This window comes from Pseudomonas aestuarii, from assembly GCF_027988105.1.
In the GTDB taxonomy this organism is placed as follows: Bacteria; Pseudomonadota; Gammaproteobacteria; order Pseudomonadales; family Pseudomonadaceae; genus Aquipseudomonas; species Aquipseudomonas aestuarii.
In genome coordinates this window covers 85,658-111,939 of sequence record NZ_JAQJZJ010000010.1, presented here as the reverse complement: position 1 = coordinate 111,939, position 26,282 = coordinate 85,658, and the positions used below count along the sequence as shown (strand labels likewise).

Sequence of the window (26,282 nt, the reverse complement as noted above, 5' to 3'; positions counted from 1 at the left end):
TTGACGGCAGCAAATCACTCTCGCAACGCGGCTTCGGCCGCGTTTTTTATTGGTGCGTGGCATGTCGGGTTGCGCGTAAGGGCAACGTGATCGGTCTGGGGCAATGCGGCTCGCCCTGGATATCGGCGGTCAACCGCGCTCTTACCCATGAACCGCGACCCCTGTAGGGTGGGTTAGGTGCATGTTGCCGACAGCGATGAACCCGCAAGATCCGTTGCGCCGTAACCCACCATCGGCGCAACCCGGCATGTCGCCTGGTGGGTTACGCGGCGCGCCACGATCGAGGTGGTTGTTCGTTCGAAGCTTGGCGCCGCTAACCCACCCTACGGTGTTCCGACACTTCAGGATTGACACCTCAGGCGGCTGGCGAAGAAGCGCTGGGGGCGACCAGGGTTGGTCTCGATAGCGGATACGATCAATCGGCTTAATCGTATGGCCTGATCCACTGTGTAGTGGATCGTGCGGGCGGGTGAGGCTGGGGAGCGGCGGGAGTCATCCCGCCGCCTACTCGAGTTCGCGGGTCAGGCGCGGCGGCGAAACAGCGGTTGCGGCTGGTCGCTGGAGGCCTGATACACCTCGGAGAATTCCTCGAACGCTTTCAGTGCGTCCTGCGGATCCTTGTCTTCGCGCAGGGCGAAGGCATCGAAACCGCAGCGCTTTAACGCGAATAGCTGATCACGCAGCACATCGCCAATGGCGCGCACTTCACCCTTGTAGCCATAGCGGGTGCGCAGCAAATAAGCGCTGGAACAGTGACGCCCATCGGTGAAGGCAGGAAAGTTAAGGGCGATTACCTGGAAGTTGTCCAGCTGGTCGGCGATTTCCTCAATCTCCTCGCCGGCGTCCAGCCAAACGCCCAGGCCGCCGTCGCGGGCCTTGAGTGCGCTCGGGTGTTCGACCCACAGAGCCAGGGGCACGATCAGGTCATCACAGTTGCTCAGGCCGTCGAGGGTCGTATCCTTGGGCAGCAGATGCCAGGATTCGTCGACCACCTGGCCGTTCTTAATGATTCGCTGCATATACGCGCTCCTTGAACGGGGCGACACCGATACGGCGGAAGGTGTCGAGGAAACTTTCTTCATCGGTGCGTTGCTCGATGTAGACCTTGATGATCTTGTCGACCACATCCGGCATGTCATCCTGGGCGAAGGATGGGCCGAGAATCTGCGCCAGGCTGGCCTCACGGCCGGAGTTGCCGCCGATTGACACCTGATAGAACTCCTGACCCTTCTTGTCTACGCCAAGGATGCCGATATGGCCGACGTGGTGGTGGCCGCAGGCATTCATGCAACCAGAAATATTCAGCTCGATGTCGCCGATGTCGAACAGGTAATCCAGGTCATCGAAGCGACGCTGGATGGCTTCGGCCACCGGGATCGACTTGGCGTTGGCCAGCGAGCAGAAGTCGCCACCCGGGCAGCAGATGATATCGGTCAGCAGGCCCACGTTCGGCGTGGCAAAGCCGTGTTCGCGCAGTTCGCCCCAGAGGCTGAACAACTGAGTCTGCTCGACGTCGGCGAGGATGATGTTCTGGTTATGGCTGTTGCGCACCTCGCCAAAGCTGTAACGATCGGCCAGCTCGGCGATGACATCCAACTGCTTGTCGGTGACATCGCCTGGCGCGACGCCAGTCGGCTTGAGCGACAGCGTGACGGCGACATAGCCGGTTTGCTTGTGGGCGAAGGTATTGCGTTGCCGCCAGCGGGCAAAACCCGGGTGCTCGGCATCCAGCTGCGCCAGGGCCGCATCCTGATTGTGCAGGGGCTGATAAGCCGGGTCGACGAAATGCGCCGCGACGCGTGCCACCTCGGCCTCGGTCAGGGTGGTCGGACCATCCTTCAGGTGTGCCCACTCGGCGTTGACGCGCTCGGCGAACACCTCGGGGGTCAGCGCCTTGACCAGAATCTTGATGCGCGCCTTGTACTTGTTGTCGCGACGGCCATAGCGGTTATACACACGCAAAATGGCGTCGAGGTAGCTGATCAAATGCTGCCAGGGCAGGAACTCATTGATGAAGCTGCCAACCACCGGAGTACGACCCAGGCCGCCACCGACGGAAACTCGGAAACCCAGTTCGCCGGCGGCGTTGTTCACTGCCTCCAGGCCGATGTCATGCACTTCGATGGCTGCACGGTCGCTGGCGGCGCCGTTGACGGCAATCTTGAACTTGCGCGGCAGGTGGGTGAATTCGGGGTGGAAGGTCGACCACTGGCGGATGATTTCGCACCAGGGGCGCGGATCGACGATCTCGTCCTTGGCCACGCCAGCGAACTGGTCGGTGGTGGTGTTGCGAATGCAGTTACCGCTGGTCTGGATCGCGTGCATTTGCACGGTAGCCAGTTCGGCGAGAATTTCGGGTACGTCTTCCAGGTCAGGCCAGTTGAACTGCACGTTCTGCCGGGTGCTGATGTGGGCGTAGCCCTTGTCGTAGTCGCGGGCAATCTTGGCCATCATGCGCACCTGCCTGGAAGACAGCAGGCCATAGGGCACGGCGATCCGCAACATGGGCGCAAAGCGCTGAATGTACAGGCCATTTTGCAGGCGCAGCGGACGGAATTCTTCGCCACTCAGCTCACCAGCCAGGAAACGGCGGGTCTGATCACGGAACTGCTGGACGCGGTCCTCGATGATTTGTTGATCGTACTGGTCGTATACGTACATGAAGGGTCCTGTTTTCAGGCTGCTTACAGCAATTCTGCGCGCACGGCCGCGCACCCCTTAGCGGAGCTGAGGGAAGATACCAGCTCAGGGTTATGCGCAAAAGTGAAGTTTGAGTATATGGTAAGAACTTTGAGTGCTAAGGATGGGCAAGAGCATAACCGTCACGCTTGAGCAAGCGCGCGACCTAGGCTTAACTGCATAAGCGAATCACTCATAAGCATAATAAAAAGGGTAGCCCATGACCGACCATACTGAATACGACAGCCGAGATAGCGTTGTCGACGCCAGGGCGATCTTTGTCCTGATTCTGTTAGTTGTAGCCACAGCGGTATTCTGGGTCAGCCAGCAATAACTCAGGCTGCTTGAGAAGCCGGCCCCAGCCAGCTAGTCCATGCTGATGCCTGAATCCGCAAGACAGATGTTGACCTGGGCACGTCCGTTGACCGGGTCGACCACGGCATCTCGATTGATCGCTTAGGCGGGCGACCTTCGGGTCGGGCGGTTATTCGGCTGTTCCGTGTTTGTCGGGATGCGGGAACGTTGATCAATGGCGTGGTCGAGAAAGCCGCCCTAGGCGCCGCGGGGCGGCCGGCTGTCGCCGTTATTGGCACAAACAGTCGCCTGAACTTGAATCGCCTGTTGAACATTGCCTGGTTCGACAGCTTGGGCTGGTACGTCGCCCATAACCTCAACCTATCAAGCCGCACGGTGCGGATCCGTCTGCGGTTATGGCGAGTGGTGTGGCAGGGGGCGGCGTATGCCGATTTTGCCTCGGTCCTCGCGCTGCTGTTCGGGCCTGCTAAGGCGCTAAACTGCGTGTTTTCATGGCGGGAAACTCAAGTGTGAAGTGGGACATTTTCTGTAGCGTTGTCGATAACTACGGCGATATCGGCGTGACCTGGCGCCTGGCGAAGCAATTGGCGGCCGAGCATGGGGTGGCGGTGCGCCTGTGGCTGGATGACCTTGGCGCCTTCGCTCGTCTGTGTCCCCAGGCCGACAGGCACGCGGCGCAGCAATTGCGACAGGGCGTGGAGGTTCGTCAGTGGCTGCTGCCCTGGCAGCCTGTGCAGCCGGCGGATGTGGTGATCGAGGCGTTTGCCTGCGAGTTGCCGGACGCTTATGTCGCGGCGATGGCGGCGCGGCCACAGAAGGTGCTGTGGCTGAACTTGGAGTACCTCAGCGCCGAGGACTGGGTCGAGGGCTGCCATGGTTTGCCGTCATTGCAGTCCAATGGCTTGCAGAAGTTTTTCTTTTTCCCCGGCTTTACCACGGGCAGCGGAGGTTTGCTGCGCGAGCGTGATCTGCTGGAGCAGCGCCGGGCGTTTCAGGCAGATCCACTGGCGCGTGCGCAGTTTCTCATGGGGCTGGGGGTAGCGCCGATTGCGGGGGCACGCCTGGTGTCCTTGTTCGCCTACGAGAACCGCGCCCTGGCCAGTTGGCTGGAGGTGCTGGCGGCTGAACCCCAGGTGACCCAGTTGCTGGTGCCGGAAGGGCGCATTCTCGCCGATCTGCAAGCCTGGCTCGGCTGCGCGACACTGGTTGCCGGCGATCAGCAGCAGCGCGGCCGGTTGCACGTCCAGGTGCTGCCTTTCGTCGAGCAGGAACAATACGACCGCCTGCTCTGGAGTTGTGACTTCAATGCGGTGCGCGGTGAGGATTCGTTCGTCCGCGCGCAGTGGGCCGGGAGACCCTTGCTCTGGCATATCTACGAGCAAGAGGAGAACGCCCACTGGTACAAGCTCGAGGCATTTCTGGCGCTTTATACCAAGGGCCTTTCGCCTGCTGCGAGTGCGGCGCTGGAGGGGCTGTGGCGGGCATGGAATGCCGGTGCCGCCATGGGGGCGAGCTGGGATGCGCTGTTGCAGGTGTGGCCGGAGTTGGCCGAGCATGCGGAACGGTGGTGTCTACAACGGGCCTCTCAAGCTGATCTTGCCGAGGCACTGGTAGAGTTTTACCAAAATTGGCTATGATACGCGGCCTAGAATTCCGTATCTCCATCCAAATCCGGATATTAGTATGAAAACCGCACAAGAAATGAAGCCCAACAGTGTGGCCCTGATTGACGGCCAGCCTTGGCTTATCCAGAAGGCCGAGTTCACCAAGTCCGGCCGTAACAGCGCTATCGTCAAGATGAAGCTGCGCAACCTGCTGACGGGGTCCTCGACCGAGACCGTGTACAAGGCCGACGACAAGCTCGAGCCGGTCATCCTCGATCGCGTCGCTGTGACCTACTCCTACTACAGCGAGCCGAACTACGTCTTCATGGACGATGAGTTCAACCAGTACGAGCTGAACAAGGATGACCTGGAAAGCGTCATGCCGTTCATCGTCGACGGTATGACCGATATCTGCGAAGCCGTGTTCTTCGAAGGCAAAGTGGTTTCGGTCGACCTGCCGACCACCATCGTGCGCCAGATCGCCTACACCGAAGGTTCCGCCCGTGGCGACACTTCCGGCAAGGTAATGAAGACTGCCAAGCTGAGCAACGGCACTGAAGTCAAGGTTGCAGACTTCTGCAATATCGACGACTGGATCGAAATCGACACCCGCACCGGTGAGTACAAGTCCCGCGCTAAAGCTCCAGTCTAAATACTGGCGCTACCCGCGAGCAGAAGAAGCCCGACCTGGTGTCGGGCTTTTTTCTGCCTGGGCTTTAGCGGGCGGCCTGCAGGCTGGGCTTATAGCTTGTGAGATTCGTCCCGCCTAATTCATCTGCGCAAGGCGACAACCCGGCTGCACCAAGCTGCTGCCGGTAGCAACTGAACAGGCCATCTGTCGCCGACCAGACATCCTCGAGCAACTCCTCCAGCGCCACATGGCTGGCGACCCGGCACCGGCTCGGCAGTTCGCAACCGGCATAGAAGCTATTGACCACCTCGACCATCGCCTGGCGCTGGTTCTCCAGCAGCACCGCCGCATGGACCAGGCACAGGTGGCGGCCGTCACTCGGTCGCCGCCGCCAGCGTTGCGCGGTGCCGGCCAGCTTGCGTTGCTTCAGGGTGACGTTGTAGCGGCCGTCGCAGAAGGCGCCGTCCACTTCGCCCAGGCCGGGATCCAGGCCCAGGCCGCGTAGCCAGGCGCGTAACGGTTCGCACAGGCGCAGGTAGGCCGTTTCGATGCGTTTCTGTTCGTCGTCGCTCGCCGGCACCGCGTAGGCCAGGGCCACGTTGAGCACCGCTGGCGACTGCGGCACCGGCTCGCCGCCGGTGTCGCGCAGGGCCACCGGCCAGCCCTGCTGCACACAGGCCGCCTGAGCGGTAATGAAGCCGTCCAGGCGGCTGAGCCGGCGCGGCATCACCAGCGCGGCATCCTGCGGCCGCCAGAACAGCAGGCCGCAGTCGAGGGCGCCGGCATGCACGCTGTCCAGCAATTGCCGTTCCGCATCCAGGCCGGCTTCGACCGGCAGTCGCTGTATGGTTGTCATGTCACCTCGTCGTGTTCCAGTCGCCGGCACAGATCATCGAGAAAGTCCGCGGCTGGCGCGCCGTTCACCGCGCGGTGATCGAAGGTCAGCGGCAATCCCATGAAGTCCCGTTCCACCAGCTTGCCGTCGGCCTCGCGCGGCAAGCGCCGCAGGCTGCCGCCGATGATCGCCACCTGCAGCACATCGAGAATAGCGCTGAACAAGCGTGCCGGCGACAGGTCCGGGTTGGCTCGCGTGACAGCCGCACCGCTTAGCCACTCGGCAGCCCGCGCGCCAGCGCTACCCGCAGCTATTCGGGCGGCGGGATGGGCAGGTATTGGGCGACTGTTAGTGCAAACGGTTCGTAGCAGTTCGTGATAGATGTTGCAGGGGCGGGCGCCGTTCACTCCACCCGCTGTTCGCCGGTAAAACTCAGGGTCACCTTGCAGCGCCGACAGTAGTAGCGTCGGCCTTTGCCGACCAGGGCGTGACGTTGGGCGGAGAAGGGAAAATCGCCCTGGGGGCAGCTGCAGCGGTAGATGAAGCGGCTGACCTTGCGACGCGTGACGTCATAGCTATGGCAGCGGTTTGGCGGCAACTCATAGACGCCGCGCATGATCAGTTGCCATTCCTCGCCGTGAGGTTGGATCTTCAGGCCAAACAGTTGATGGGCGATCAGGTGCGCTACTTCGTGGGCCACCGTCTGTTTGAGGAAGTCGTCGCGGTTTTCCCGGTATAGCTGGGGGTTGAAGCGCAGTTTGTTTTCCGTCAGGTGCGCTACCCCGGCCTTTTGCCCGCGCAGCTTGAAGCTTACTTCGGCACGGACAAAGCGCTGTTTGAAAAAAACCTCGGCCTGCTGGTAGCAGGATTCGACACGGGCGTGGATGTGTTCGGGCATGGGCGTAACCTGAAGATGACGACGCGATTATGCCTAAGCCGAACCACTACGGCAGCCCCAAAACGACGAAACCACCGCAAGGTGGTTTCGTCATATCTTCGCTGTCATGCCTTAGCTGGTGTAGACCGGGCCCACCCCAAGGCCCCAGAGAATCACCGAGCAGGCGATCATCGCCACCAGTACCACCAAGCCCACCGCGAGTACCGAGCTGGAGAACATGAATCCCTCATCCGCGGGGATATTCATGAAGGTCGGTATGCCCACGTAGAGCAGGTAGACGGTGTAGCAGATAGCCAGTGTTCCCACCACCATGGCCAGCCACATATTTGGGTAGAGTGCTGCCAGGCCGCCGACAAATAAGGGTGTTGCGGTGTAGGCGGCGAAGACGATGCACCGGGTCAGGTTGGGGCTGGCGTCATAGGTACGTGCCATCCAGTGAATGAAGGCGCCCATGACCGCAACACCGGCAAGCATTGCCAGGTAGGTCATGATCGTCATTTGCAATGCGCTGGCTTGGGTCAGCATTACCGGTGCCCTATCACCGATGGACCAGCCAACCTGGGTAGTGCCAATAAAGGCCGAGATCGCCGGGATCGCGGCGAGTACCAGTACGTGGGTGAGATACATGTGGCTGATGGTTTCTTCTTCGCCACGAATTTCCTGCCATTCCTGATCGGGATGGGTGAAGAGCCCCCAAACGTGATGGATCATGCCAGACACCTCCTCTTGTTATGCGGTCGCCCCCCAGCGAAGTGCCTGGCGCGCGTAGGCAGCGCCACCAGGTACTGGGCCGAACCTATGCGACCGTATGTCGCAGTATAGGCAGAGGCTGACGATCGAGAAGGGTGATGCCTTAGAGCAAATTGGTCTCTTAAAATTAGCTGTAATAGCGTTCAAGAATTTCCATGGCTTTGTTAATCGACTGCAGGCGCGTGGTGCTGCCGCCTCGATCGGGGTGATGCAGGCTGACCAGTTGCCGGTAGCGATGCTTGATAATCCCGATATTGAGGACTTGCTGGCTCTCATCCAGCTCGAACAGCTCCAGGGCTGCACGCTTTTCCTCGCCGCCTTGCATGCGCGTCCAGAAACTGGCCAGCAGCTTTTCCACATCGCGCTCGTCGGTATCGCTCAATTGGCGGAGATCCAGGTAATAGTCGCGCAGCGGGTCGTGCTCGCTCAGTTCGGCACTGCCAGCTCGATAAGGCAGCAGCTGAATACACAGCGGGTTGATCTGGACAAAGCCGAGCCGCTGGCTCCATAGCCGCTCGCGTAAGCGGTACAGGGCGTTGAATACCAGGAAGTGGGTGCGAAACAGCACCAGGTTGTCGGTCAGCGGCAAGTGGGGGATGTGCGTGCAGTGGCGATCTTTCAGCAGTTGGATCAACTGGTATTCGCCAATCCCGGCAGGGGCGTCCTGCAGCAACTGGTGCAGTTGGTCTGCCAGATCGGCAGAGGGATCAAGTTCGTCGTTCATCACCCGAGCCTAGCATTTCAGCGCGATTGGGGTGGGGCGCGTCGCGCTTTCTGGGTAAAATGCCGCTCTTTAGTAAGCCTTCGGATTCCAGCGCACCATGGGTAGCCTCTCGGTCAATCAGAACAAACTGCAAAAACGCCTGCGCCGTCAGGCCGGCGAAGCCATCGCCGATTTCAACATGATCGAGAACGGCGACAAGGTCATGGTTTGCCTGTCCGGGGGCAAGGACAGCTACACCATGCTCGATGTGCTGCTGCATATGCAGAAGGTTGCGCCGATCGAGTTCGAGATAGTCGCGGTCAATATGGATCAGAAACAGCCTGGCTTCCCCGAGCATGTGTTGCCGGCCTACCTGGAGTCCATTGGTGTGCCGTATCACATCGTCGAAAAAGACACCTACTCGGTGGTCAAGGAGATGATCCCGGAAGGCAAGACCACCTGTTCGCTGTGTTCTCGCCTGCGCCGCGGCACGCTGTATACCTTTGCCGACGAGATCGGCGCGACCAAGATGGCCCTGGGGCATCACCGCGACGACATCCTGGAAACCTTTTTCCTCAACATGTTCTACGGCGGCACGCTCAAGGCCATGCCGCCGAAGCTGCGTGCCGATGACGGGCGCAACGTGGTAATCCGTCCGCTGGCCTACTGCAACGAGGCGGATATCGAGGCCTATAGCCAGCTCAGGCAGTTCCCGATCATTCCGTGCAACCTCTGCGGTTCGCAGGAAAATCTGCAACGTCAGGTGGTCAAGGAGATGCTCCAGGACTGGGAGCGCAAATCCCCGGGGCGTATCGAGATCATGTTCCGCGCGCTGCAGAACGTAGTGCCCTCACAGTTGGCCGACCGCAACCTGTTCGACTTCAAGAACCTGAGAATCGACGAAAATGCCGCATCGCGTTTCGTCAATGTGATGAATCTGTAGGGCAGCGCTAAGAGCGACAAGCAAAGGCGAGGGACGATGCGCGACTATAAATGGCTCCATGAGTATTGCCTGAATCGTTTTGGTTCGGCCGCGGCCCTCGAGGCGCGTTTGCCGCAGCCGCGCAGCGATGCCGAGTTGCGCGCGCTGAGCGATGACCGTTATCTCTCCACCATCAGCCTGCGCATCTTTCGCGCCGGTCTCAAGCACAGTCTGGTCGATGCCAAGTGGCCGGTTTTCGAGCAGGTGTTCTTCGGCTTCGACCCGGAAAAAGTCGTCTTGATGGGCGCTGAGCGTCTGGAAAACCTGATGCAGGATGCGCGCATCATCCGCCATCTGGGCAAGCTCAAGAGCGTGCCGCGCAATGCCCAGTTCGTGCTGGATGTGCGCAGGGAAAAAGGCAGCTTCGGTGCGTTGATCGCCGACTGGCCAGTGACCGATATCGTTGGTCTGTGGCGCTACCTGGCCAAGCAGGGTAGCCAGCTGGGCGGGTTGTCCGCGCCGCGCTTCTTGCGCATGGTCGGCAAGGATACCTTTATCCCCACCGATGACATGGTCGCCGCGCTCAAGGCGCAGAACATCATCGACAAGGTGCCGACCAGCTTGAAAGACCGTGCAGCCGTGCAGGCGGCGTTCAATCAGTGGCACGCGCAGAGTGGTCGACCGCTGTGCCAGTTGTCGATGATGCTGGCGTATACGGTCAATCATTGAGCCGCTAGGGTGGCTGATGCTTCATCCACCCTGCGCAGGAGAGCTTGAGATGGATGAGGTCATAGCCCGTGTCGCCGAGGCCATCATTGCGGCCGAACGCATCCTGATCATCACCGGCGCCGGGCTGTCCGCCGACTCCGGCTTGCCCACCTACCGCGGCATCGGCGGCCTCTACAACGACCAGACTGCCGAAGGCCTGCCGATCGAGGCGGCGCTTTCCGGCCCCATGCTGCAGCGCGACCCGGCTCTATGCTGGAAGTACTTGGCCGAACTGGGCAGGGCCTGTCTCGGCGCCCAGGCCAATGCCGGGCATTACGCCATCGCCGAGCTGCAGCGTCTGAAGCCCGAGTGCTGGGTGCTGACCCAGAATATCGACGGCTATCACCGCGCCGCCGGCAGTCCGCCCGAGCGCCTGATCGAGATCCATGGCCAGCTGGCGCCGCTGTATTGCCAGTCCTGCGGTGCCCAGGACCCGCAACTGGCCGAGCACCTGAGCCGGCCGCTACCGCCCAGGTGCCGGCAGTGCGGCGGCGTCCTGCGCCCGCCGGTGGTGCTGTTCGAGGAGATGCTGCCGGAGCGGGCGATCAATCGCCTTTACACCGAGCTGGGCAGAGGTTTCGAGGTGGTCATCAGCATCGGCACCAGCGCCAGTTTCCCCTATATCGTCGAACCGCTGCTGCGCACCCGCCAGGCGGGTGGTTTCACCGCCGAGATCAATCCTGCTCGCGGCGACTTGAGCGATGTCGTCGATGCGCATGTGCGACGTGGTGCCTTAGATGTTTTGCCGGAGCTACTGAGTCACATCAAGCGCCATAGAATTTGCAAATGAGGGGCATAGAAGGCATAGTCGCGCCCTTGTGAAACTACGGCACGTTGCACTCATGTTGAAAAAAATCGCCCCTCTCTTGCCCCTCGCATTCACGCTGGTTCTGGCCGCCTGTGCCAGTCATGCGCCGCAAATGCCGGCGACCACTGCAGTGGCTAAAGCCAAGACGGTTGAGCGCGCGGTTCTTCTTGACGAAACTGAAGCCGAAGCCGAAGCCGAAGCAGTCATCGACTTTTCCGACGACAAAGCCTACGAGCTCCCTCAGTTGGCCGACAGCATTCTGTCCCATGGCCTGTCGCTGGTTGGCACCCGTTACCGCTACGGCGGCAGCACGGTGAAGTCGGGATTCGATTGCAGCGGCTTTATCGGCTTTCTGTTCAAGGAAGAACTCGGCATGCAATTGCCGCGTTCGACCCGCGAAATGATCAAGATCGATGCGCCGCTGGTCGAGCGCGAAGAGCTGGAGCCGGGTGATCTGCTGTTCTTCGCCACCAACGGTCGCGGTCGGGTCAGCCATGCCGGTATCTACCTGGGCGATGACCAGTTCATCCATTCTGCCAGCCGCGGCAGTGGTGTGCGGGTCGACAGCCTGGACGATCGCTATTGGAGCCGTACCTTTATCGAGGCCAAGCGTGCACTGGCCATGGCCCCGACCGATCAGCTGGCCCGCCATCCCTGATCCCCCGGCGCAGCCGCAAAGGTTGCGCGCTTGCTCCTGAGTCGGCACAGTAGAGCGCATTCAGGCTCTGGATCGCTTTGCTCATGCACCTCACGACCCGTGTTGCCCTGCTTCTGCTTGCCGCGCTGCTGACTGGCTGCGCCGGTCGCCCTCCTGTTCCACAGCCCATCGTTCATGTGCCCGCGGCCAGCGTCGACAGTGGTGCCGAGGACGTCTTGTTTCGCGCCCTCGGGCTGGTCGGCACACCCTATCGCTATGGCGGCAATACCCCGGCGGGCGGCTTCGATTGCAGCGGGCTGATCGGCTACGTCTACCGCGACGCAGCCGGCGTCAGTCTGCCGCGCTCGACCCGCGAACTGATCAGCATGCGTGCACCAGTCGTTGGCCGTAATGCGCTGCAAAGCGGTGATCTGCTGTTCTTTGCCACCAGCGGTGGCCGTCAGGTCAGTCACGCCGGCATCTACGTCGGCGAGGGGCGCTTTGTGCACGCGCCTTCCAGCGGCGGCACCGTGCGCCTGGACAGCCTCAGCAACAGCTACTGGCAACGCACCTACCTGGAGGCCAAGCGGGTGTTCGCCCCCGAGTTGGCCGGTAATCCCTGACGGTCGGCATTCGTCTGGAGGCCCCATGACCAATCGCACCCTGAATCTCGACGACGATCTCTATCGCTACCTGCTAGAGGTATCTCTGCGCGAGACGCCTTTGCTCAGGCGTCTGCGCGACGAAACCGCGTTGCTGGCCAATGCCCAGTGGCAGATCGCCCCGGAGCAGGGGCAGTTCATGGCCTTGCTGGTCAAGCTGACCGGCGCCAGGCGAATCGTCGAGGTGGGCACCTTCACCGGCTACAGCGCGTTGTGCATGGCCGCGGCCATGCCTGCGGACGGCCGAATGATCTGCTGCGACATTCCCGGCGACTACAACGCCGTGGCCGAGCGCTACTGGCGCGAGGCGGGGCTGGCCGGACGCATCGAGCAGCGCCTGGCGCCGGCCCTGGAGACCCTGGTCGCGCTGGAGGGGGAAGGGCAGGCCGGCATCGACCTGATCTTCATAGACGCCGACAAGGCCAATTACCCGGCCTACTTCGAGCATGCCCTGCGCCTGTTGCGCCAGGGCGGGCTGATTCTGTTCGACAACACCCTGTGGAGCGGGCGGGTGCTGGAGGCGAGTCTGGACAGCGCAGATACCCGCGCCATCCAGGCGCTCAACCTGGCCCTGAAAGACGATCAGCGCATCGACCTGTCGCTGTTGCCGCTGGGCGATGGCCTGAGCCTCTGTCGCAAGCGCTAGGCGCTGGCCCGAACTGCACCAGCGCCCGCGAACCGCCGTCACCGGACCGTCGAGCAAGCCAGCGGGCTTCATGCCCCGCCTTGGCGACGATGGCGGCCTAGAGCGCCCGTCCATCGAAGTGCTTGACCGGCACGCTGTCCAGTTCGAGGTCTTCCAGGCAGCGGATATTGACCGCCGCCATGGCGTTGCCCTTGGGGTCGATGCCTTCGCCGAAGGGGTGGATGCCACAGGTGGGGCAGAAGCGGTGCTGGATCACATGCTTGTTGAAGGTGTAGGTGGCCAGCTGGCTCTCTGGTGTGAGCAGCGTCAGCTGGGCGCGCGGTACGAACCACAGCAGTGAGCCCTTGCGTCGACAGATCGAACAATTGCACGCCATCGCGCCGTCGAGCTGGCCTTCCACCTCAAAGGTCACTTGGCCGCAGTGGCAGCTGCCTTGGTATCTCATTGCGGTATCTCCTGATGGGTGACAAGAGCTGAGAGGCTGTGAAAAAACTCCCATCTACTGCGGCCGCCCCAGGCGCCCGTTACTGCGATGCGCCAGGTGAAAATCGAGGTCATTTAGCTCACTAAACATCCCCGCTTTTCACCTGGCACGCCTTGCCGCGAACGCCCGGAGACTGCCTCGCGACGGCGCTCGATATTTTCACAACCTCAGACAGCTTAGCCCCGGTTTGCCTGCTGCAGTCCCAATCCATTGACGCCTGGTCTGTGTGCCTCTACCCTGCGCGCCTTGCAACAGGTGCCCCCAGCCTTGCGACCTGTCCACGTTCTGCCGCGCCTTGGCGCGCATGAGTGGAGCAGGCCTCAGGGCTAGAGGGGTGAAACAGGGAAGTCGGTGCGTTGTGCGTGTTCACGCCAACTATTCCGACGCTGCCCCCGCAACGGTAGACGAGTCAAACCAGCGCTTTTTCAACCACTGTGCGTGAGCATGGGAAGGTGCGTCTGGAGGTGTTTGCATAACGCCGCTCGTAAGCCCGGAGACCGGCCTGCTGCAGTCCATGGCATCGCGGAGGGCGTTGTCTGGCGTGTGGGCTGCGCCGTTCCTGCAGGTCATCCGTCTTCGTTCTCCGTATGCCTTTCCTGGCTATCGCTCGGGTGAGAGCGACGGAGCAACAACGCAATGAGCACAAAGACCAAGTCCCTTCTCCAGCCGGCAGCGTTGCTGCTGTGTGGCGTCTCGAGTATTTCCCAGGCCAGAGCGGCCGAGCATGTTTATCTGCAAGACCAGGTGGTGACTGCCACCCGTACCGCGCAGACCGTTGAGCAGAGTCTGGCCGCGGTGACGGTCTTCGACCGCGCACAGATCGAGCAAAGCCAGGCCACGTCCGTGCCCGAACTGCTGAAGCGGGTGCCGGGCGTGTCCCTGACCAACAATGGCGGCCCGGGCAAGAACACTTCGCTGTTCATGCGCGGCAGCGAGTCCGACCATGTGCTGGTGCTGATCGACGGCATCAAGATCGGTTCGGTTACTAGCGGCGGCGCGGCGCTGCAGGATCTGCCGCTGGAGCTGATCGAGCGGATCGAGGTGGTGCGCGGCCCGCGTTCGAGCCTGTATGGCTCCGAAGCGATCGGCGGGGTGATCCAGATCTTCACCCGCAAGGGTACAGGCTTGGGCGTCAAGCCGTTCTTCGCCGCAGGCGTTGGCACCCACGACAGCTACAACGGCAGCGCCGGGGTCTCCGGTGGTGATGAGCAGGGCTGGTACAGCCTGGGCCTCAGCGGCGCCGATAGCGACGGGACCAACGTCAAGTCGGCGGCCACCAGCGGCTACGAAGACGACGCCGACGGCTACCGCAACCTGTCCGCCAGCTTGAGCGCCGGCTACCGCTTCGACAACGGCCTGGAACTGGATGCCAGCCTGCTGCAGGCCAAGTCGCACAACGATTACGATCAGGTCAACCGCAAGCGCAGCGCCGGCTTTCGTGCCCATGCCGACGGCGAATCCAGGGTATTTGGCAGCCGCGCCCGTTTCGCCCCGCTTGAGCCATGGCAGGTGACCCTGCAGCTCGGGCGCAGCGAAGACAAGTCCGACAGTTATCAGGATGGTAGCTTCGACTCGCGCTTCGACAGCCGTCGCGACAGCGCCAGCTGGCAGAACGACCTGAGCCTGGCGCCCGGCCACACCCTGACCCTGGGCGCCGACTACCTGCATGACGAGGTCAGCGGCAGCACCGCCTACGCCGAGGATTCGCGCGACAACACCGGCGGCTTCGTCCAGTACCTCGGCGAGGCCGGCCAGCACGACTGGCAGCTGTCGCTACGCCGCGACAACAACCAGCAGTTCGGCCAGCATGACACCGGCAACCTCGGTTACGGCTATGCCCTGAACGACTGGCTGCGCGCTACCCTCAGCTACGGCACGGCGTTCAAGGCACCGACCTTCAATGAGCTGTATTTCCCCAGCTACGGCAACCCGGAGCTGGAGGCGGAAACGTCGAACAGCCTGGAGGCCGGTCTGGCCGGCCAGCATTCCTGGGGACACTGGTCGGTTAACGCCTTCCGCACCCGCATCGAGGATTTGATCGCCTACGACGCCAGCATCAAGGCGCCGGCCAACGTCGCCGAGGCGCGGATCCGCGGCGTCGAACTGGTGCTCGCCAGCCAGCTGCTCGGCTGGGACTGGAACGCCAACTACACGCTGATGGAGCCGGAGAACCGTTCTTCCGGGGCCAACGACGGTAACGAACTGACGCGCCGGGCCAAGCAGCTGTTCAACCTCGACCTGGATCGTCGCCTCGGCGCCTTCAGCGTTGGCGCCAGCCTGCACGCCGAGGGCCAGCGCTACGACGACCTGGCCAATACCAAGGAACTGGCCGGCTACGCCACCCTGGACCTGCGCGGCGAGTACCGCATCGACCACGAATGGCGCCTGCAGACCCGCATCGCCAACCTGCTGGACGCCGACTATGAGACCGCCCAGGGCTATAACCAGCCCGGCCAGGCGGTCTACCTGACCCTGCGCTATCAGGCCCTGTAAGCCCTGCCCAGGGCGCACGACTCACCCTAGCTATTTAACCTGGAGATGAATGGATGAATCTGTCACCCCGTACCCAACTGCTGATCGGCATCGCCCTCGCGGCGCTGATGGCCATGACCCGTGGTCAGCACTTCGCCACGCTCAACCTGCCCAGCGCCAGCTGGGCGGTATTCTTGCTGGCGGGTGTGCTGCTCACACCGCGCTGGGTATTCCCGGCGCTGTTTATCGAGGCCTCCCTGCTCGATTTCGCGGCCATTCAATGGGCTGGGGTCAGCGATTGGTGCATGTCGCCGGCCTACTGGATGCTGGTGCCGGCCTATGGCGCGCTGTGGCTGGGCGGTCGTCTGTATGCCGGCTGGCACAGTGATCGCTTGAGCAGCCTGGCGCTGTTGGCGGCAACCGTGGCGGTCAGTGCCCTGGTTTGCTACCTGTTCTCCGGTGGCGGCTTCCTGTTCTTCTCCGGGCGTTATCCCGAGCCGACCCTGGCCCTGCTGGCCGATCGTGTCGCGCTCTATTACCCGCGTTACCTGGGAGGCCTGGCGCTGTATGTCGGCCTGGCAGTGGTGTCGTATATCGGCGTCCGCGCCTGGCAGCTGGCGCAGCCGCGCGTCGAGGTCAAATGATGAGCGAGTCGAGCGAACGTGACGCGCGGCACAAGGCACGCATGGCGCGCAAGAAGGCGCTGATCGACGAGAAAATCGCCCAGGCCCAGGATGAATACGGCCTGCTGCTGGTGCACAGCGGCAATGGCAAGGGCAAGAGCAGCAGTGCCTTCGGCATGGTCGCCCGGGCTCTCGGGCACGGCATCAGGGTCGGCGTGGTGCAGTTCATCAAGGGCGCGGCCAGCACCGGTGAAGAGACCTTCTTCCGCCGCTTTCCCGATGAAGTCAGCTACCACGTGATGGGCGAGGGCTTTACCTGGGAAACCCAGGATCGCCAGCGCGATATCGACAAGGCCCGTGAGGCCTGGGTGGTCGCCGCGCAGCTGTTGAGTGACCCCGGTATTGGCCTGGTGGTGCTCGATGAACTGAACATCGCCCTGAAATACGGCTACCTGGAGCTGGAGACGGTGCTCGCCGACATCGAGGCCCGTCCGCTGCTGCAGCATGTGGTGGTGACCGGCCGTGGCGCCTTGCCGGGGATGATCGAGGCGGCGGATACCGTCACCGAAATGAATCTGGTCAAGCATGCGTTCAAGGCCGGCGTGAAGGCGCAGAAAGGGGTCGAGTTTTGACCGTTACCACGATCGCGTCGGCTAGGGCCTATTCGCCGCAGGCACTACGCCGCGGCGGCCCGGCTGAGCGGATTTGGCGGGTTGCCACGGCGTGGCGAGGCGCTACTGCGTGCGCAGCGCCTTGGCTGAGGAGCGGCCGCGATGAGTGTTAGACGCTGCCCGGCCCTGCTGATCGCCGCGCCTGCCTCGGGACAGGGCAAGACCACGGTCACCGCCGCCCTGGCGCGGCTGCACAGGCGTCAGGGCAAGCGGGTGCGGGTGTTCAAGTGCGGGCCGGATTTTCTCGACCCGATGATCCTCGCCCGCGCCAGCGGCGCGCCGGTGTACCAACTGGACCTGTGGATGGTCGGCGAGGCCGAGAGCCGGCGTCTGCTCTGGCAGGCGGCGGGCGAGGCCGATCTGATCCTGATCGAAGGGGTGATGGGCCTGTTCGACGGCAACCCGTCGGCGGCCGACCTGGCGCGGCAGTTTGCTGTACCGGTGCTGGCGGTGATCGACGGTTCGGCCATGGCCCAGACCTTCGGCGCCCTGGCGCATGGGTTGGCCAGTTTTCAGCCGGACCTGCCGTTCTCCGGGGTGCTCGGCAACCGGGTCGGCAGTGCGCGGCATGGCGAGATCTTGCGTGATGCCTTGCCCGAAGCGATCCGCTGGTATGGCGCCTTGCCACGCAGCGCCGCGGTCGAGTTGCCGAGCCGCCATCTGGGCCTGATCCAGGCCGAAGAGCTGAGTGACCTGGATGCGCGCCTGGATGCCGCCGCCGATGCCCTGGCCGCCAGTGCCGATGTCAGCCTGCCGCCGCCGGTCGAGTTCGCCGTGGCCGCACCGCGCCCTGTCGAGCCGCTGCTGGCCGGGGTGCGCATCGGCGTGGCGCGCGACAGTGCCTTTGCCTTTCTCTACCAGGCCAACCTTGACCTGCTGGCAGAACTGGGCGCCGAGCTGTGCTTCTTCTCGCCGCTGGTCGACAGCCACCTGCCCGAGGTCGACAGCCTGTACCTGCCTGGCGGTTACCCCGAGTTGCACCTGGCGCAGTTGCAAGCCAACCAGGCCATGGCTCAGGCGATCCGCGCGCACCATGCAGGCGGCAAGCCGATCCACGCCGAATGCGGCGGCATGCTGTATCTGCTCGACAAGCTGACCGACAAGCAGGGTTCCAGCGGGCAGATGCTCGGCCTGCTGGCTGGGGAGGCGACCCTGCAACCGCGCCTGACCGCCCTGGCGTTGCAGGCGGTCGAACTGCCGGAAGGGCGCCTGCGGGGCCACACCTTCCACCATTCGGCGCTGACCACCGCGCTGGCACCGACTGCGCGTGGCGAGTGTCCGAACTACAAGCGCACCGCCGAGGCGGTCTATCGGCTGGGCCGGCTGACAGCGTCCTATATCCACTTTTATCTACCCTCCGATCCCGTTGCGGCCGCCGCGCTGTTTCGCCCGAGCCGGCAGCCATGAGCGAGCAGGCCTTCAGTCCTGAGGAGCGTGCGGCGGTGTACCGCGCCATCGCCGAGCGGCGCGACATGCGCCACTTTTCAGGAGGACGGGTCGAGCCCGAGGTGCTGGCTCGCCTGTTGGAGGCGGCGCACCAGGCGCCCAGTGTCGGCCTGATGCAGCCGTGGCGCTTTATCCGCATCACCCGGCCGGCGCTGCGCGAGTCGATTCAGCAACTGGTGGAGCAGGAGCGGTTGCATACGGCCGAAGCCCTGGGCCAACGCGGCGATGAATTCATGCGGCTCAAGGTCGAGGGCATTCGCGACTGCGCCGAGTTGCTGGTGGTGGCCTTGATGGACGGGCGCGAGGCCCATGTGTTCGGCCGCCGTACCCTGCCGGAAATGGACCTGGCGTCGATGGCCTGCGCCATCCAGAATCTCTGGCTCGCCGCCCGTGCCGAGGGGCTGGGCATGGGCTGGGTCTCCTTGTTCGAGCCGCAGGCGCTGGCCGAATTGCTGAGCATGCCGCCCGGCAGTAAGCCGCTGGCAGTGCTCTGTCTGGGGCCGGTCGCGGCCTTCTATGACGCACCGATGCTGGCGCAGCTGGGCTGGGTGCAGCCGCGCCCGCTACAGGCACTACTGTATGAAAATTCTTGGGGAGCAACCCAGCCATGAAAGGCCCGCAACGCATCGTCTGCCTGTCCACCGAGAGCTGCGAAATCCTCTATCTTCTTGGCGAGCAGGCGCGCATCGCGGGGATTTCCGGCTTTACCGTGCGCCCGCCGCAAGCACGCAAGGAAAAGCCCAAGGTCAGCGGCTTCACCACGGCGCGCATCGACAAGATCCTCGCGGTCAAGCCGGATCTGGTGTTGGGCTTCTGTGACCTGCAGGCCGACATCGTCGCCGAACTGGCGCGCGAAGGCCTGGAAGTGCACCTGTTCAACCAGCGCGACATCGCCGGCACCTACCGCATGATCGAAACCCTTGGCGCCCAGGTGCATGCCAGCGACCGCGCCGACCGGCTGATTGGCGAGCTGCGGGAGGGCCTGGAGCGCATTTGCGCCAGTGCGGCACAATTGCCGCGCCGGCCCAGGGTGTATTTCGAGGAATGGAACGAGCCCTTGATCAGCGGCATTGGCTGGGTCAGCGAGTTGATCGAACTGGCTGGTGGCGAGGACTGCTTCGCCGAGCTGGCAGGCTGCAAGCGTGCCAAGCAGCGCATCATCGCAGACCCGCTGGAAGTGGTGCGCCGCGCACCTGATCTGATCATTGGTTCCTGGTGTGGCAAGCGCTTTCGCCCTGAGCAGGTCATGGCCCGGCCCGGCTGGGAGACGATACCGGCGGTGCGTAATGGCCAGCTGTTCGAAATCAAGTCGGCGGACATCCTCCAGGCCGGGCCGGCGGCCCTGACCGATGGCGTGCGCCGCTTGCACGCGCTGATTCGTGGCTGCGTGGAGGCGGGCGAGTGAGCCTGATATTCGCCGCCGTAGCCGCTGTGGCCCTGGATGCCGCTTTCGGCGAGTCGAAAGGCTGGCATCCACTGGTGGCCTTCGGGCGCATGGCCGAGCGCATCGAGCAGCGCTGCAATGCGGGCGGTGGTGGCTGGCGCAGTCATGGGGTCAGCGCCTGGTGCCTGGCGGTATTGCCCTTGACCCTGCTGGCCGGCGCGCTGGCGCAGGTGCCGATATTCGGCTGGGCGGTGGAGGTTTTTGCCCTCTATGCCGCCCTCGGTTTGCGCAGCCTGGGCGAACATGCCCAGCCGGTGGCCCGGGCACTGCGCCTGGGCGATCTGCAACTGGCGCGTGAGCGGGTCGGCTATATGGTCAGCCGCAACACCGCGGAACTGGATGCCACGGGTGTAGCCCGCGCCGGCACCGAGTCGGTGCTGGAAAACGGCTCGGATGCGGTATTCGCCGCACTGTTCTGGTTCCTCGTCGCCGGTGCGCCGGGGGTAGTGCTCTATCGCCTGAGCAATACCCTGGACGCCATGTGGGGCTACCGCAACCCGCGTTTCGAGCGCTTCGGCTGGGCCGCGGCGAAGATCGACGACGGGCTCAATTACCTGCCGGCGCGGCTGGTAGCACTGAGCTATGCGCTGCTCGGCAAGACTGCCCTGGCCCTGCGTTGCTGGCGCCAGCAGGCGCCGCAGTGGGACAGCCCCAACGCCGGCCCGGTGATGGCCGCCGGTGCCGGTGCCCTCGGCGTCAGCCTGGGTGGCGCGGCCGAGTATCACGGCGAATGGCACCAGCGCCCGCAACTGGGTCAGGGCCCTCCAGCGCAGGCGCGGGACATCGAACGGGCGCTCAATCTGGTCTACGGTGGCGTGCTGCTGTGGCTGGCGTTGTTACTGCTATGGGGACTTTATCGTGCTTGAGCATGGCGGCCGCTTGCGCGCGGCGGCGCTGAAGTTTGCCATTCCGTTGCGCGACTGGCTGGATCTGTCCACCGGTATCGCCCCTTATGGTTGGTCGCTGCCGGACATTCCCGCGTCGGCCTGGACGCGCCTGCCCGAACTGGACGATGGTCTGGAAAGCGCTGCCCGCGACTATTACGGGGTGGCCAATCTGCTGCCGGTGGCCGGTTCCCAGGCGGCGATCCAGGCGCTGCCACGGTTGCGGCGCAACGCTCGGGTTGGCATCGTCTCGCCGGCCTACGCCGAGCATGCCGCCGCCTGGCGGCGCGAAGGCCATCGCCTGCTGGAACTCAGCGAAGGCGGGGTCAACCGTGCCCTGGAGCGCCTCGACGTGTTGCTGCTGGTCAATCCGAACAATCCCACCGGCCGGCGTTTCACGCCCGCGCAACTGCTGGCCTGGCATGCCCGCCTGGCCGAGCGCGGTGGCTGGCTGGTGGTCGACGAAGCCTTTATCGATTGCACGCCCGAGCACAGCCTGGCGGCGCATAGCGAGCGGCCGGGGCTGATCGTGCTGCGCTCGTTCGGCAAGTTCTTCGGTTTGGCCGGTATCCGCCTGGGTTTTGTCCTGGCGCAGCCAGGGCTACTCGCTCAGATGGCCGAGCTGCTCGGGCCCTGGACTGTCAGCGGGCCGAGTCGGGTGGTGGCAACGACGCTGTTGCAGGATCAGGCCGCTCAGCAAGCCCAACGCGAGCGCTTGCGTGCCGATGGTCTGCGTCTGGCCGCGTTGCTCGGCGCCCATGGTTTAGCGCCGACTGGCGGCTGTTCCTTGTTCCACTGGGTCGTCAGTCAGCGGGCCAGCCTGCTGTATGAATTTCTCGCCTGTAACGGCATTCTCACCCGCCTGTTTGCCAGCCCATCCAGCCTGCGTTTCGGCCTGCCGCCGGACGAGCCAGGCTGGTTGCGCCTGGAGCAGGCACTGCAGGTATTCGCCAAGGAGTCCGCATGAGCACCCTAATGGTTCAAGGTACGACCTCGGACGCCGGCAAGAGCACCCTGGTAACCGCGCTGTGCCGCTGGCTCAAGCGCCAGGGCGTGGCGGTGGTGCCGTTCAAACCGCAGAACATGGCGCTCAATAGCGCGGTCACCGCCGACGGTGGCGAGATCGGCCGGGCCCAGGCGGTGCAGGCCCAGGCCGCCGGTCTGGCGCCGCACACGGACATGAACCCGGTGCTGCTCAAGCCCAACAGCGACACCGGCGCCCAGGTGATCATCCACGGCCGGGCCATCAGCAGCATGGAGGCGGCGGCCTACCACGACTACAAGCGGGTGGCGATGGATGCGGTGCTGCAGTCGCACCAGCGGCTAACCGAGGCCTATCCGGTGGTGATGGTGGAGGGCGCCGGCTCGCCGGCCGAGATCAACCTGCGCGCCGGCGACATCGCCAACATGGGCTTCGCCGAGGCGGTGGACTGCCCGGTGCTCCTGATTGCCGATATCGACAAGGGCGGGGTGTTCGCCCACCTGGTTGGCACCCTGGCGTTGCTTTCGGCAAGCGAGCAGGCGCGCATCCAGGGTTTCGTGATCAACCGCTTTCGCGGCGACATCGCCCTGTTGCAGCCGGGCCTGGACTGGCTCGAAGAACGCACCGGCAAACCGGTACTCGGGGTGTTGCCCTACCTGATGGATTTTCACCTGGAGGCCGAGGACGCCATCGACCTGCGCCAGGCCGCCAAGACCGGCGCGACGCTCAAGGTGGTGGTGCCGGTGCTGCCGCGCATCAGCAACCACACCGACTTCGACCCGCTGCGTCTGCACCCGCAGGTCGAACTGAGCTTCGTCGGCCCCGGCCAGGCGATCCCGCCGGCCGACCTGATCATCCTGCCCGGCTCCAAGAGCGTGCGCGCCGACCTGGCCTTCCTGCGCGAGCAGGGCTGGGCGGCGGCCATCCACAAGCACCTGCGCTACGGCGGCAAGCTGTTGGGCATCTGCGGCGGCCTGCAGATGCTCGGCAGGCGCATCGACGATCCCCATGGCCTGGAGGGTGTGGCCGGCAACAGCCAGGGCCTGGGCCTGCTGGACTTCGCCACCGTGCTGCAACCCGAGAAGCAGCTGCGCAACGTGCGCGGCCACCTGTGCCTGGAAGGCGCACCGGTGAGTGGCTACGAGATCCATGCCGGGGTCAGCAGCGGGCCGGCCCTGGAGGCCGCCGCCGTGCGGCTGGACGACGGCCGCGGCGACGGTGCTCTGAGCGCCGACGGCCAGGTGCTCGGCAGCTACCTGCACGGCCTGTTCGAGTCGAGCGCGGCCTGCAGCGCACTGCTGCGCTGGGCCGGACTGCGCGAGGTGCAGCCGGTCGACTACCACGCCCTGCGCGAACGCGATATCGAGCGCCTGGCCGATATGGTCGAGGCGCATCTGGATACCGATCGGCTGCGTGAATTGTGTGGCCTGTGAGCTGCGTTCGTGGCAGGGGCTTTAGCCGCGAAATAGCGCAATACGGCGTTTCGCGGAAAAAGTCCCGCCCTCGCTGCCTTCGCCACCCATTGGATTGAAAGGGTTATCGACATGCATGAATTGATTTTGGGCGGCGCCCGTTCCGGCAAGAGCCGCCTGGCCGAAAAACTGGCCGCCGACAGCGCGCTGCCGGTGACCTACATCGCTACCAGCCAGGCGCTGGACGGCGAGATGAATGCACGCATTCAGCAGCATCACCAGCGGCGTCCAGCGCACTGGGCGCTGGTGGAAGAGCCGCTGCAATTGGCCCAAGTGCTGCGAGAACTGGCGGCGCCGGGCAGCTGCCTGCTGGTCGACTGCCTGACCCTGTGGTTGAGCAACCTGCTGATGCTCGACGATGAGGCGCGCCTGGACGCCGAGCGCGAGGCGCTGCTCGCGTGCCTGGGTGAGCTGCCGGGGCGGATCATCCTGGTCAGCAACGAGACCGGCCTGGGCGTGGTGCCGCTGGGCGAGCTGACTCGCCGCTATGTGGATGCCGCCGGCTGGCTGCACCAGGCCCTGGCCGAGCGTTGTCAGCGGGTGATTTTCACCGTGGCAGGGCTGCCGCTGGTGTTGAAGGGGCAGGGGCTATGAAGCACGCATGGTGGCTGGCCGCTGCCAAATCGGTGGATCAGGCCATGCAGGCCAGGGCCGTGGCGCGTCAGCAGCAACTGACCAAGCCGGCCGGCTCCCTCGGTCAGCTGGAGCAACTGGCGATTCAACTGGCCGGCCTGCAAGGCCGTGAGCGGCCGAGCATCGAACGGCTGTGGATCAGCATCTTCGCCGCCGACCATGGTGTGGTCGCCGAAGGGGTATCGGCCTTTCCCCAGGCGGTCACCGGGCAGATGCTGGCCAATTTCGTCGCTGGCGGCGCGGCGATCAGCGTGTTGGCGCATGAGCTGGGCGCCAGTCTGGAGGTGATCGACCTGGGCACGGCAGTGCCGACGCCGCCGCTGCCGGGTGTGCGGGTGTTGCAGATCGGCGCCGGCACACAGAACTTCGCCCGTGGCCCGGCGATGACCCCGCAGCAGGCCCGCGCGTCCCTGCAGGCCGGACGCGACAGCGTGCTGCGCGCCCAGCAGGCCGGCAGCCAACTGTTTGTCGCGGGCGAGATGGGCATCGGTAACACCGCCGCCGCCAGCGCCCTGGCCTGCGCCCTGTTGAACCAGTCGGCGACGGCCCTGGTCGGTCCGGGCACCGGCCTGGATGCCGCCGGGGTCGCGCACAAGGCGGCGGTGATCGAGCGCGCCCTGGCCTTGCACAGTGCCGCGCTGCATGACCCCTTGCTGGCCTTGCAGCTGCTCGGCGGTTTCGAGATCGCCGCCCTGGCTGGCGCCTACCTGGCCTGCGCCCAGCAGGGGCTGCCGGCACTGGTCGACGGCTTTATCTGCAGCGTCGCGGCGCTGACCGCGGTGCGCCTCAACCCGAGCTGTCGGGAGTGGCTGCTGTTCGCCCACAGTGGCGCCGAGCCGGGGCACCAGCACGTGCTCCAGGCCCTCGGGGCCGAGCCCTTGCTGCAACTGGGCCTGCGCCTGGGTGAGGGCAGCGGCGCGGCCCTGGCCGTGCCCCTGTTGCAGTTGGCCTGCCGCCTGCACAACCAGATGGCCACCTTTGCCGAGGCGGCGGTGGCGGAGCGCCCAACATGACGGTCTACCTGGAACTGCTGCGTCACGGCGAGACCGAGCAGGGCGGCGGCCTGCGTGGCAGCCTCGACGATGCCCTCACCGCGACGGGCTGGACGCAGATGCGCGCGGCGGTGCAGCAGGCGGGTCCCTGGGACCGACTGATCAGCTCGCCGCTGCAGCGCTGCGCGCGTTTCGCCGAGGAACTGGCCGAACAGCGCGGCCTGCCACTGAGCCTGGAGCCGGCGCTGCAGGAGCTGCACTTTGGCGCCTGGGAAGGGCGCAGCGCCGCCGAGCTGATGCTCTCCGATGCCGATGCCCTGGGCCGCTTCTGGACCGACCCCTATGCCTTCACCCCGCCTGGCGGCGAGCGGCTGCTGGACTTCGAGGCACGGGTGCTGGACGCGGTGCAGGGCCTGCAGTTGCGCCATGCCGACGAGCGGCTGCTGGTGGTGACCCATGGCGGGGTGATGCGCCTGTTGCTGGCAGGCGCCCGTGGCCTGCCGCCGGCGGACCTGTTACAGGTCGATGTGGCCCATGCTCAGCGGGTGCGCCTGCAGCTGGACCGCTTCGGCCGTCTGCGGGAGCTGGCATGAGCGCACTGCTGATCGCCCTGCAGTTTCTCACCCGCCTGCCGGTGCGCCTGGCGGCGATGCCCTCGGCGCAGGAGACCGGCCGCTCGCTGCTGTGGTATCCAGTGGTGGGCCTGCTGATCGGCCTGCTGCTGCTTGGCGTGCATTACCTGCTGGGCGCTGTTCCGGCCTTGTTGCAGGCGGCGCTGCTGCTGGCGATCTGGGTGGGCTTGAGCGGCGGCCTGCACCTGGACGGGCTGGCCGACAGCGTGGATGCCTGGGCCGGCGGCTGCGGCGACCGCGAGCGCACCCTGGCGATCATGCAGGACCCACGCAGCGGGCCGATGGCGGTGGTGGTGCTGGTGATGCTGCTGTTGCTCAAGTTCGTCGCCCTGGTCGTCTTGCTCCAGGCCGGCAAAACCATGGCGCTGCTGCTGGTGCCCTGGCTGGCGCGCGGCCTGCTGCCGCTGCTGTTGCTGAGCACGCCCTATGTGCGCCCCGGTGGCCTGGGCCAGACTCTGGCCGAGCAGCTGCCGCGTCGACAACTGCCCTGGGTATTGGCGGCCCATGGCGCGGCGCTGCTGCTGTTCGGCTGGACCGGTGTACTGGCCCTGCTGGCCGCGGGTCTGTTGTTCGTCTGGCTGCGCCGGATCATGCTGCAGCGCCTGGGCGGCACCACGGGCGACACTGCCGGTGCGCTGCTGGAGCTGGTCGAGTGCGGGGTATTACTGGTGCTGGCGCTTTAAATGACT

30 protein-coding genes and 1 riboswitch are annotated in these 26,282 nt (G+C 64.4%); of the genes, 22 read left to right on the top strand and 8 right to left on the bottom strand.

Annotated features, from left to right (window positions below; translation table 11 throughout):
• Nucleotides 1-521: 521 nt before the first annotated feature.
• Together PH586_RS19525 and PH586_RS19520 are read right to left on the bottom strand one after the other, a co-directional pair.
• Complete coding sequence (locus PH586_RS19525) at nucleotides 522-1,019, bottom strand: DUF934 domain-containing protein (RefSeq protein ID WP_271349469.1); 498 nt, start codon at nucleotides 1,017-1,019, stop codon at nucleotides 522-524.
• Nucleotides 1,003-2,661 carry a nitrite/sulfite reductase gene (locus tag PH586_RS19520; RefSeq protein ID WP_271349468.1) on the bottom strand — a complete coding sequence of 553 codons (1,659 nt, stop codon included), beginning with the start codon at nucleotides 2,659-2,661 and terminating at the stop codon, nucleotides 1,003-1,005. The genes PH586_RS19525 and PH586_RS19520 overlap by 17 nt, the downstream gene beginning before the upstream one ends.
• Nucleotides 2,662-3,201: 540 nt before the next feature.
• Here PH586_RS19520 and PH586_RS19515 point away from each other — a divergent pair.
• Genes PH586_RS19515 through efp form a run of 3 tightly spaced genes read left to right on the top strand, consistent with a single transcriptional unit; the run spans nucleotide 3,202 to nucleotide 5,250 of the window.
• A complete protein-coding gene (locus PH586_RS19515; protein ID WP_271349467.1) occupies nucleotides 3,202-3,507 on the top strand; it encodes a hypothetical protein in 306 nt (101 codons plus the stop codon).
• Entirely contained in the window at nucleotides 3,486-4,631 is a 1,146-nt protein-coding gene (earP, locus tag PH586_RS19510) for an elongation factor P maturation arginine rhamnosyltransferase EarP (protein ID WP_271349466.1), read from the top strand. The genes PH586_RS19515 and earP overlap by 22 nt, the downstream gene beginning before the upstream one ends.
• A gap of 46 nt (nucleotides 4,632-4,677) precedes the next feature.
• Nucleotides 4,678-5,250, top strand: a complete 573-nt coding sequence (gene efp / locus PH586_RS19505; protein ID WP_271349465.1) for an elongation factor P — start codon at nucleotides 4,678-4,680, stop codon at nucleotides 5,248-5,250.
• Between the two features lie 64 nt (nucleotides 5,251-5,314).
• On the opposite strand, the gene PH586_RS19500 is transcribed toward efp, so the two are convergent.
• From PH586_RS19500 to PH586_RS19480, 5 genes are all read right to left on the bottom strand, one after another.
• Complete coding sequence (locus PH586_RS19500; protein WP_271349464.1) at nucleotides 5,315-6,085, bottom strand: lipoyl protein ligase domain-containing protein; 771 nt, start codon at nucleotides 6,083-6,085, stop codon at nucleotides 5,315-5,317.
• A complete protein-coding gene (locus PH586_RS19495) occupies nucleotides 6,082-6,471 on the bottom strand; it encodes a 2-oxo acid dehydrogenase subunit E2 (protein ID WP_271349463.1) in 390 nt (129 codons plus the stop codon). The genes PH586_RS19500 and PH586_RS19495 overlap by 4 nt, the downstream gene beginning before the upstream one ends.
• Nucleotides 6,468-6,962 (bottom strand): SprT family zinc-dependent metalloprotease, encoded by a 495-nt coding sequence (locus PH586_RS19490; RefSeq protein WP_271349462.1) that lies wholly within the window; start codon nucleotides 6,960-6,962, stop codon nucleotides 6,468-6,470. Before PH586_RS19490 ends, PH586_RS19495 begins: the two co-directional genes overlap by 4 nt.
• A 111-nt stretch (nucleotides 6,963-7,073) precedes the next feature.
• A complete protein-coding gene (locus PH586_RS19485; protein ID WP_271349461.1) occupies nucleotides 7,074-7,673 on the bottom strand; it encodes a Yip1 family protein in 600 nt (199 codons plus the stop codon).
• 166 nt (nucleotides 7,674-7,839) lie between these two features.
• A complete protein-coding gene (locus tag PH586_RS19480) occupies nucleotides 7,840-8,436 on the bottom strand; it encodes a DNA-J related domain-containing protein (protein WP_271349460.1) in 597 nt (198 codons plus the stop codon).
• A gap of 97 nt (nucleotides 8,437-8,533) precedes the next feature.
• Here PH586_RS19480 and ttcA point away from each other — a divergent pair, with 97 nt between their 5' ends.
• The 6 genes from ttcA (at nucleotide 8,534) to PH586_RS19450 (ending at nucleotide 12,858) form a co-directional block, all read left to right on the top strand.
• Entirely contained in the window at nucleotides 8,534-9,358 is an 825-nt protein-coding gene (gene ttcA / locus PH586_RS19475) for a tRNA 2-thiocytidine(32) synthetase TtcA (RefSeq protein ID WP_238043275.1), read from the top strand.
• A gap of 36 nt (nucleotides 9,359-9,394) precedes the next feature.
• Nucleotides 9,395-10,066 carry a DNA-3-methyladenine glycosylase I gene (locus PH586_RS19470; RefSeq protein ID WP_238043274.1) on the top strand — a complete coding sequence of 224 codons (672 nt, stop codon included), beginning with the start codon at nucleotides 9,395-9,397 and terminating at the stop codon, nucleotides 10,064-10,066.
• A gap of 49 nt (nucleotides 10,067-10,115) precedes the next feature.
• Nucleotides 10,116-10,895 carry an NAD-dependent deacylase gene (locus tag PH586_RS19465; RefSeq protein ID WP_271349459.1) on the top strand — a complete coding sequence of 260 codons (780 nt, stop codon included), beginning with the start codon at nucleotides 10,116-10,118 and terminating at the stop codon, nucleotides 10,893-10,895.
• Nucleotides 10,896-10,947: 52 nt separating this feature from the next.
• Nucleotides 10,948-11,571: a C40 family peptidase gene (locus PH586_RS19460; protein ID WP_271349458.1), complete on the top strand. Its 624-nt coding sequence runs from the start codon at nucleotides 10,948-10,950 to the stop codon at nucleotides 11,569-11,571.
• Between the two features lie 83 nt (nucleotides 11,572-11,654).
• Nucleotides 11,655-12,173, top strand: coding sequence for a C40 family peptidase (locus PH586_RS19455; protein WP_271349457.1), 519 nt, complete (start codon nucleotides 11,655-11,657; stop codon nucleotides 12,171-12,173).
• Nucleotides 12,174-12,198: 25 nt separating this feature from the next.
• A complete protein-coding gene (locus tag PH586_RS19450; protein ID WP_271349456.1) occupies nucleotides 12,199-12,858 on the top strand; it encodes an O-methyltransferase in 660 nt (219 codons plus the stop codon).
• Nucleotides 12,859-12,955: 97 nt separating this feature from the next.
• On the opposite strand, the gene PH586_RS19445 is transcribed toward PH586_RS19450, so the two are convergent.
• Nucleotides 12,956-13,303: a GFA family protein gene (locus tag PH586_RS19445; RefSeq protein ID WP_271349455.1), complete on the bottom strand. Its 348-nt coding sequence runs from the start codon at nucleotides 13,301-13,303 to the stop codon at nucleotides 12,956-12,958.
• Nucleotides 13,304-13,640: 337 nt separating this feature from the next.
• Nucleotides 13,641-13,862, top strand: a riboswitch (cobalamin riboswitch).
• Nucleotides 13,863-13,978: 116 nt separating this feature from the next.
• Between PH586_RS19445 and btuB the strand changes: the two genes are divergently transcribed.
• From btuB to PH586_RS19380, 13 genes are all read left to right on the top strand, one after another.
• Complete coding sequence (gene btuB / locus PH586_RS19440; protein WP_271349454.1) at nucleotides 13,979-15,835, top strand: TonB-dependent vitamin B12 receptor; 1,857 nt, start codon at nucleotides 13,979-13,981, stop codon at nucleotides 15,833-15,835.
• A gap of 53 nt (nucleotides 15,836-15,888) precedes the next feature.
• A complete protein-coding gene (locus tag PH586_RS19435) occupies nucleotides 15,889-16,458 on the top strand; it encodes a hypothetical protein (protein WP_271349453.1) in 570 nt (189 codons plus the stop codon).
• Nucleotides 16,458-17,069, top strand: a complete 612-nt coding sequence (gene cobO, locus PH586_RS19430) for a cob(I)yrinic acid a,c-diamide adenosyltransferase (RefSeq protein ID WP_271349452.1) — start codon at nucleotides 16,458-16,460, stop codon at nucleotides 17,067-17,069. Before PH586_RS19435 ends, cobO begins: the two co-directional genes overlap by 1 nt.
• A gap of 141 nt (nucleotides 17,070-17,210) precedes the next feature.
• Nucleotides 17,211-18,515 carry a cobyrinate a,c-diamide synthase gene (locus tag PH586_RS19425; protein ID WP_271349451.1) on the top strand — a complete coding sequence of 435 codons (1,305 nt, stop codon included), beginning with the start codon at nucleotides 17,211-17,213 and terminating at the stop codon, nucleotides 18,513-18,515.
• Nucleotides 18,512-19,165, top strand: a complete 654-nt coding sequence (gene bluB, locus PH586_RS19420) for a 5,6-dimethylbenzimidazole synthase (RefSeq protein ID WP_271349450.1) — start codon at nucleotides 18,512-18,514, stop codon at nucleotides 19,163-19,165. The genes PH586_RS19425 and bluB overlap by 4 nt, the downstream gene beginning before the upstream one ends.
• Nucleotides 19,162-19,959, top strand: coding sequence for a cobalamin-binding protein (locus PH586_RS19415; protein ID WP_271349449.1), 798 nt, complete (start codon nucleotides 19,162-19,164; stop codon nucleotides 19,957-19,959). Before bluB ends, PH586_RS19415 begins: the two co-directional genes overlap by 4 nt.
• Nucleotides 19,960-19,961: 2 nt before the next feature.
• Complete coding sequence (gene cbiB / locus PH586_RS19410; protein WP_408637006.1) at nucleotides 19,962-20,864, top strand: adenosylcobinamide-phosphate synthase CbiB; 903 nt, start codon at nucleotides 19,962-19,964, stop codon at nucleotides 20,862-20,864.
• Nucleotides 20,857-21,849, top strand: coding sequence for a threonine-phosphate decarboxylase CobD (gene cobD, locus PH586_RS19405; RefSeq protein WP_271349447.1), 993 nt, complete (start codon nucleotides 20,857-20,859; stop codon nucleotides 21,847-21,849). Before cbiB ends, cobD begins: the two co-directional genes overlap by 8 nt.
• The gene (locus tag PH586_RS19400) at nucleotides 21,846-23,297 is read left to right on the top strand and encodes a cobyric acid synthase (protein WP_271349446.1); all 1,452 of its coding nucleotides are present in this window, start codon (nucleotides 21,846-21,848) and stop codon (nucleotides 23,295-23,297) included. Before cobD ends, PH586_RS19400 begins: the two co-directional genes overlap by 4 nt.
• Nucleotides 23,298-23,408: 111 nt before the next feature.
• Entirely contained in the window at nucleotides 23,409-23,930 is a 522-nt protein-coding gene (cobU, locus tag PH586_RS19395; RefSeq protein ID WP_271349445.1) for a bifunctional adenosylcobinamide kinase/adenosylcobinamide-phosphate guanylyltransferase, read from the top strand.
• On the top strand, nucleotides 23,927-24,982 hold the full coding sequence (gene cobT / locus PH586_RS19390) for a nicotinate-nucleotide--dimethylbenzimidazole phosphoribosyltransferase (protein ID WP_271349444.1): 1,056 nt from the start codon (nucleotides 23,927-23,929) through the stop codon (nucleotides 24,980-24,982). The genes cobU and cobT overlap by 4 nt, the downstream gene beginning before the upstream one ends.
• The gene (gene cobC, locus PH586_RS19385) at nucleotides 24,979-25,554 is read left to right on the top strand and encodes an alpha-ribazole phosphatase family protein (protein WP_271349443.1); all 576 of its coding nucleotides are present in this window, start codon (nucleotides 24,979-24,981) and stop codon (nucleotides 25,552-25,554) included. The genes cobT and cobC overlap by 4 nt, the downstream gene beginning before the upstream one ends.
• A complete protein-coding gene (locus tag PH586_RS19380; protein ID WP_271349442.1) occupies nucleotides 25,551-26,276 on the top strand; it encodes an adenosylcobinamide-GDP ribazoletransferase in 726 nt (241 codons plus the stop codon). The genes cobC and PH586_RS19380 overlap by 4 nt, the downstream gene beginning before the upstream one ends.
• Nucleotides 26,277-26,282 lie beyond the last annotated feature (6 nt).

Excerpts from the sequence above, each read along its gene's own strand:
- PH586_RS19525 (WP_271349469.1), bottom strand. The coding sequence starts at position 1,019 with ATGCAGCGAATCATTAAGAACGGCCAGGTGGTCGACGAATCCTGGCAT.
- PH586_RS19520 (WP_271349468.1), bottom strand. The coding sequence starts at position 2,661 with ATGTACGTATACGACCAGTACGATCAACAAATCATCGAGGACCGCGTC.
- earP (WP_271349466.1), top strand. The coding sequence starts at position 3,486 with ATGGCGGGAAACTCAAGTGTGAAGTGGGACATTTTCTGTAGCGTTGTC.
- efp (WP_271349465.1), top strand. The coding sequence starts at position 4,678 with ATGAAAACCGCACAAGAAATGAAGCCCAACAGTGTGGCCCTGATTGAC.
- PH586_RS19500 (WP_271349464.1), bottom strand. The coding sequence starts at position 6,085 with ATGACAACCATACAGCGACTGCCGGTCGAAGCCGGCCTGGATGCGGAA.
- PH586_RS19490 (WP_271349462.1), bottom strand. The coding sequence starts at position 6,962 with ATGCCCGAACACATCCACGCCCGTGTCGAATCCTGCTACCAGCAGGCC.
- PH586_RS19485 (WP_271349461.1), bottom strand. The coding sequence starts at position 7,673 with ATGATCCATCACGTTTGGGGGCTCTTCACCCATCCCGATCAGGAATGG.
- PH586_RS19480 (WP_271349460.1), bottom strand. The coding sequence starts at position 8,436 with ATGAACGACGAACTTGATCCCTCTGCCGATCTGGCAGACCAACTGCAC.
- ttcA (WP_238043275.1), top strand. The coding sequence starts at position 8,534 with ATGGGTAGCCTCTCGGTCAATCAGAACAAACTGCAAAAACGCCTGCGC.
- PH586_RS19470 (WP_238043274.1), top strand. The coding sequence starts at position 9,395 with ATGCGCGACTATAAATGGCTCCATGAGTATTGCCTGAATCGTTTTGGT.
- PH586_RS19465 (WP_271349459.1), top strand. The coding sequence starts at position 10,116 with ATGGATGAGGTCATAGCCCGTGTCGCCGAGGCCATCATTGCGGCCGAA.
- PH586_RS19460 (WP_271349458.1), top strand. The coding sequence starts at position 10,948 with ATGTTGAAAAAAATCGCCCCTCTCTTGCCCCTCGCATTCACGCTGGTT.
- PH586_RS19455 (WP_271349457.1), top strand. The coding sequence starts at position 11,655 with ATGCACCTCACGACCCGTGTTGCCCTGCTTCTGCTTGCCGCGCTGCTG.
- PH586_RS19450 (WP_271349456.1), top strand. The coding sequence starts at position 12,199 with ATGACCAATCGCACCCTGAATCTCGACGACGATCTCTATCGCTACCTG.
- PH586_RS19445 (WP_271349455.1), bottom strand. The coding sequence starts at position 13,303 with ATGAGATACCAAGGCAGCTGCCACTGCGGCCAAGTGACCTTTGAGGTG.
- btuB (WP_271349454.1), top strand. The coding sequence starts at position 13,979 with ATGAGCACAAAGACCAAGTCCCTTCTCCAGCCGGCAGCGTTGCTGCTG.
- PH586_RS19435 (WP_271349453.1), top strand. The coding sequence starts at position 15,889 with ATGAATCTGTCACCCCGTACCCAACTGCTGATCGGCATCGCCCTCGCG.
- cobO (WP_271349452.1), top strand. The coding sequence starts at position 16,458 with ATGAGCGAGTCGAGCGAACGTGACGCGCGGCACAAGGCACGCATGGCG.
- PH586_RS19425 (WP_271349451.1), top strand. The coding sequence starts at position 17,211 with ATGAGTGTTAGACGCTGCCCGGCCCTGCTGATCGCCGCGCCTGCCTCG.
- bluB (WP_271349450.1), top strand. The coding sequence starts at position 18,512 with ATGAGCGAGCAGGCCTTCAGTCCTGAGGAGCGTGCGGCGGTGTACCGC.
- PH586_RS19415 (WP_271349449.1), top strand. The coding sequence starts at position 19,162 with ATGAAAGGCCCGCAACGCATCGTCTGCCTGTCCACCGAGAGCTGCGAA.
- PH586_RS19400 (WP_271349446.1), top strand. The coding sequence starts at position 21,846 with ATGAGCACCCTAATGGTTCAAGGTACGACCTCGGACGCCGGCAAGAGC.
- cobU (WP_271349445.1), top strand. The coding sequence starts at position 23,409 with ATGCATGAATTGATTTTGGGCGGCGCCCGTTCCGGCAAGAGCCGCCTG.
- cobT (WP_271349444.1), top strand. The coding sequence starts at position 23,927 with ATGAAGCACGCATGGTGGCTGGCCGCTGCCAAATCGGTGGATCAGGCC.
- cobC (WP_271349443.1), top strand. The coding sequence starts at position 24,979 with ATGACGGTCTACCTGGAACTGCTGCGTCACGGCGAGACCGAGCAGGGC.
- PH586_RS19380 (WP_271349442.1), top strand. The coding sequence starts at position 25,551 with ATGAGCGCACTGCTGATCGCCCTGCAGTTTCTCACCCGCCTGCCGGTG.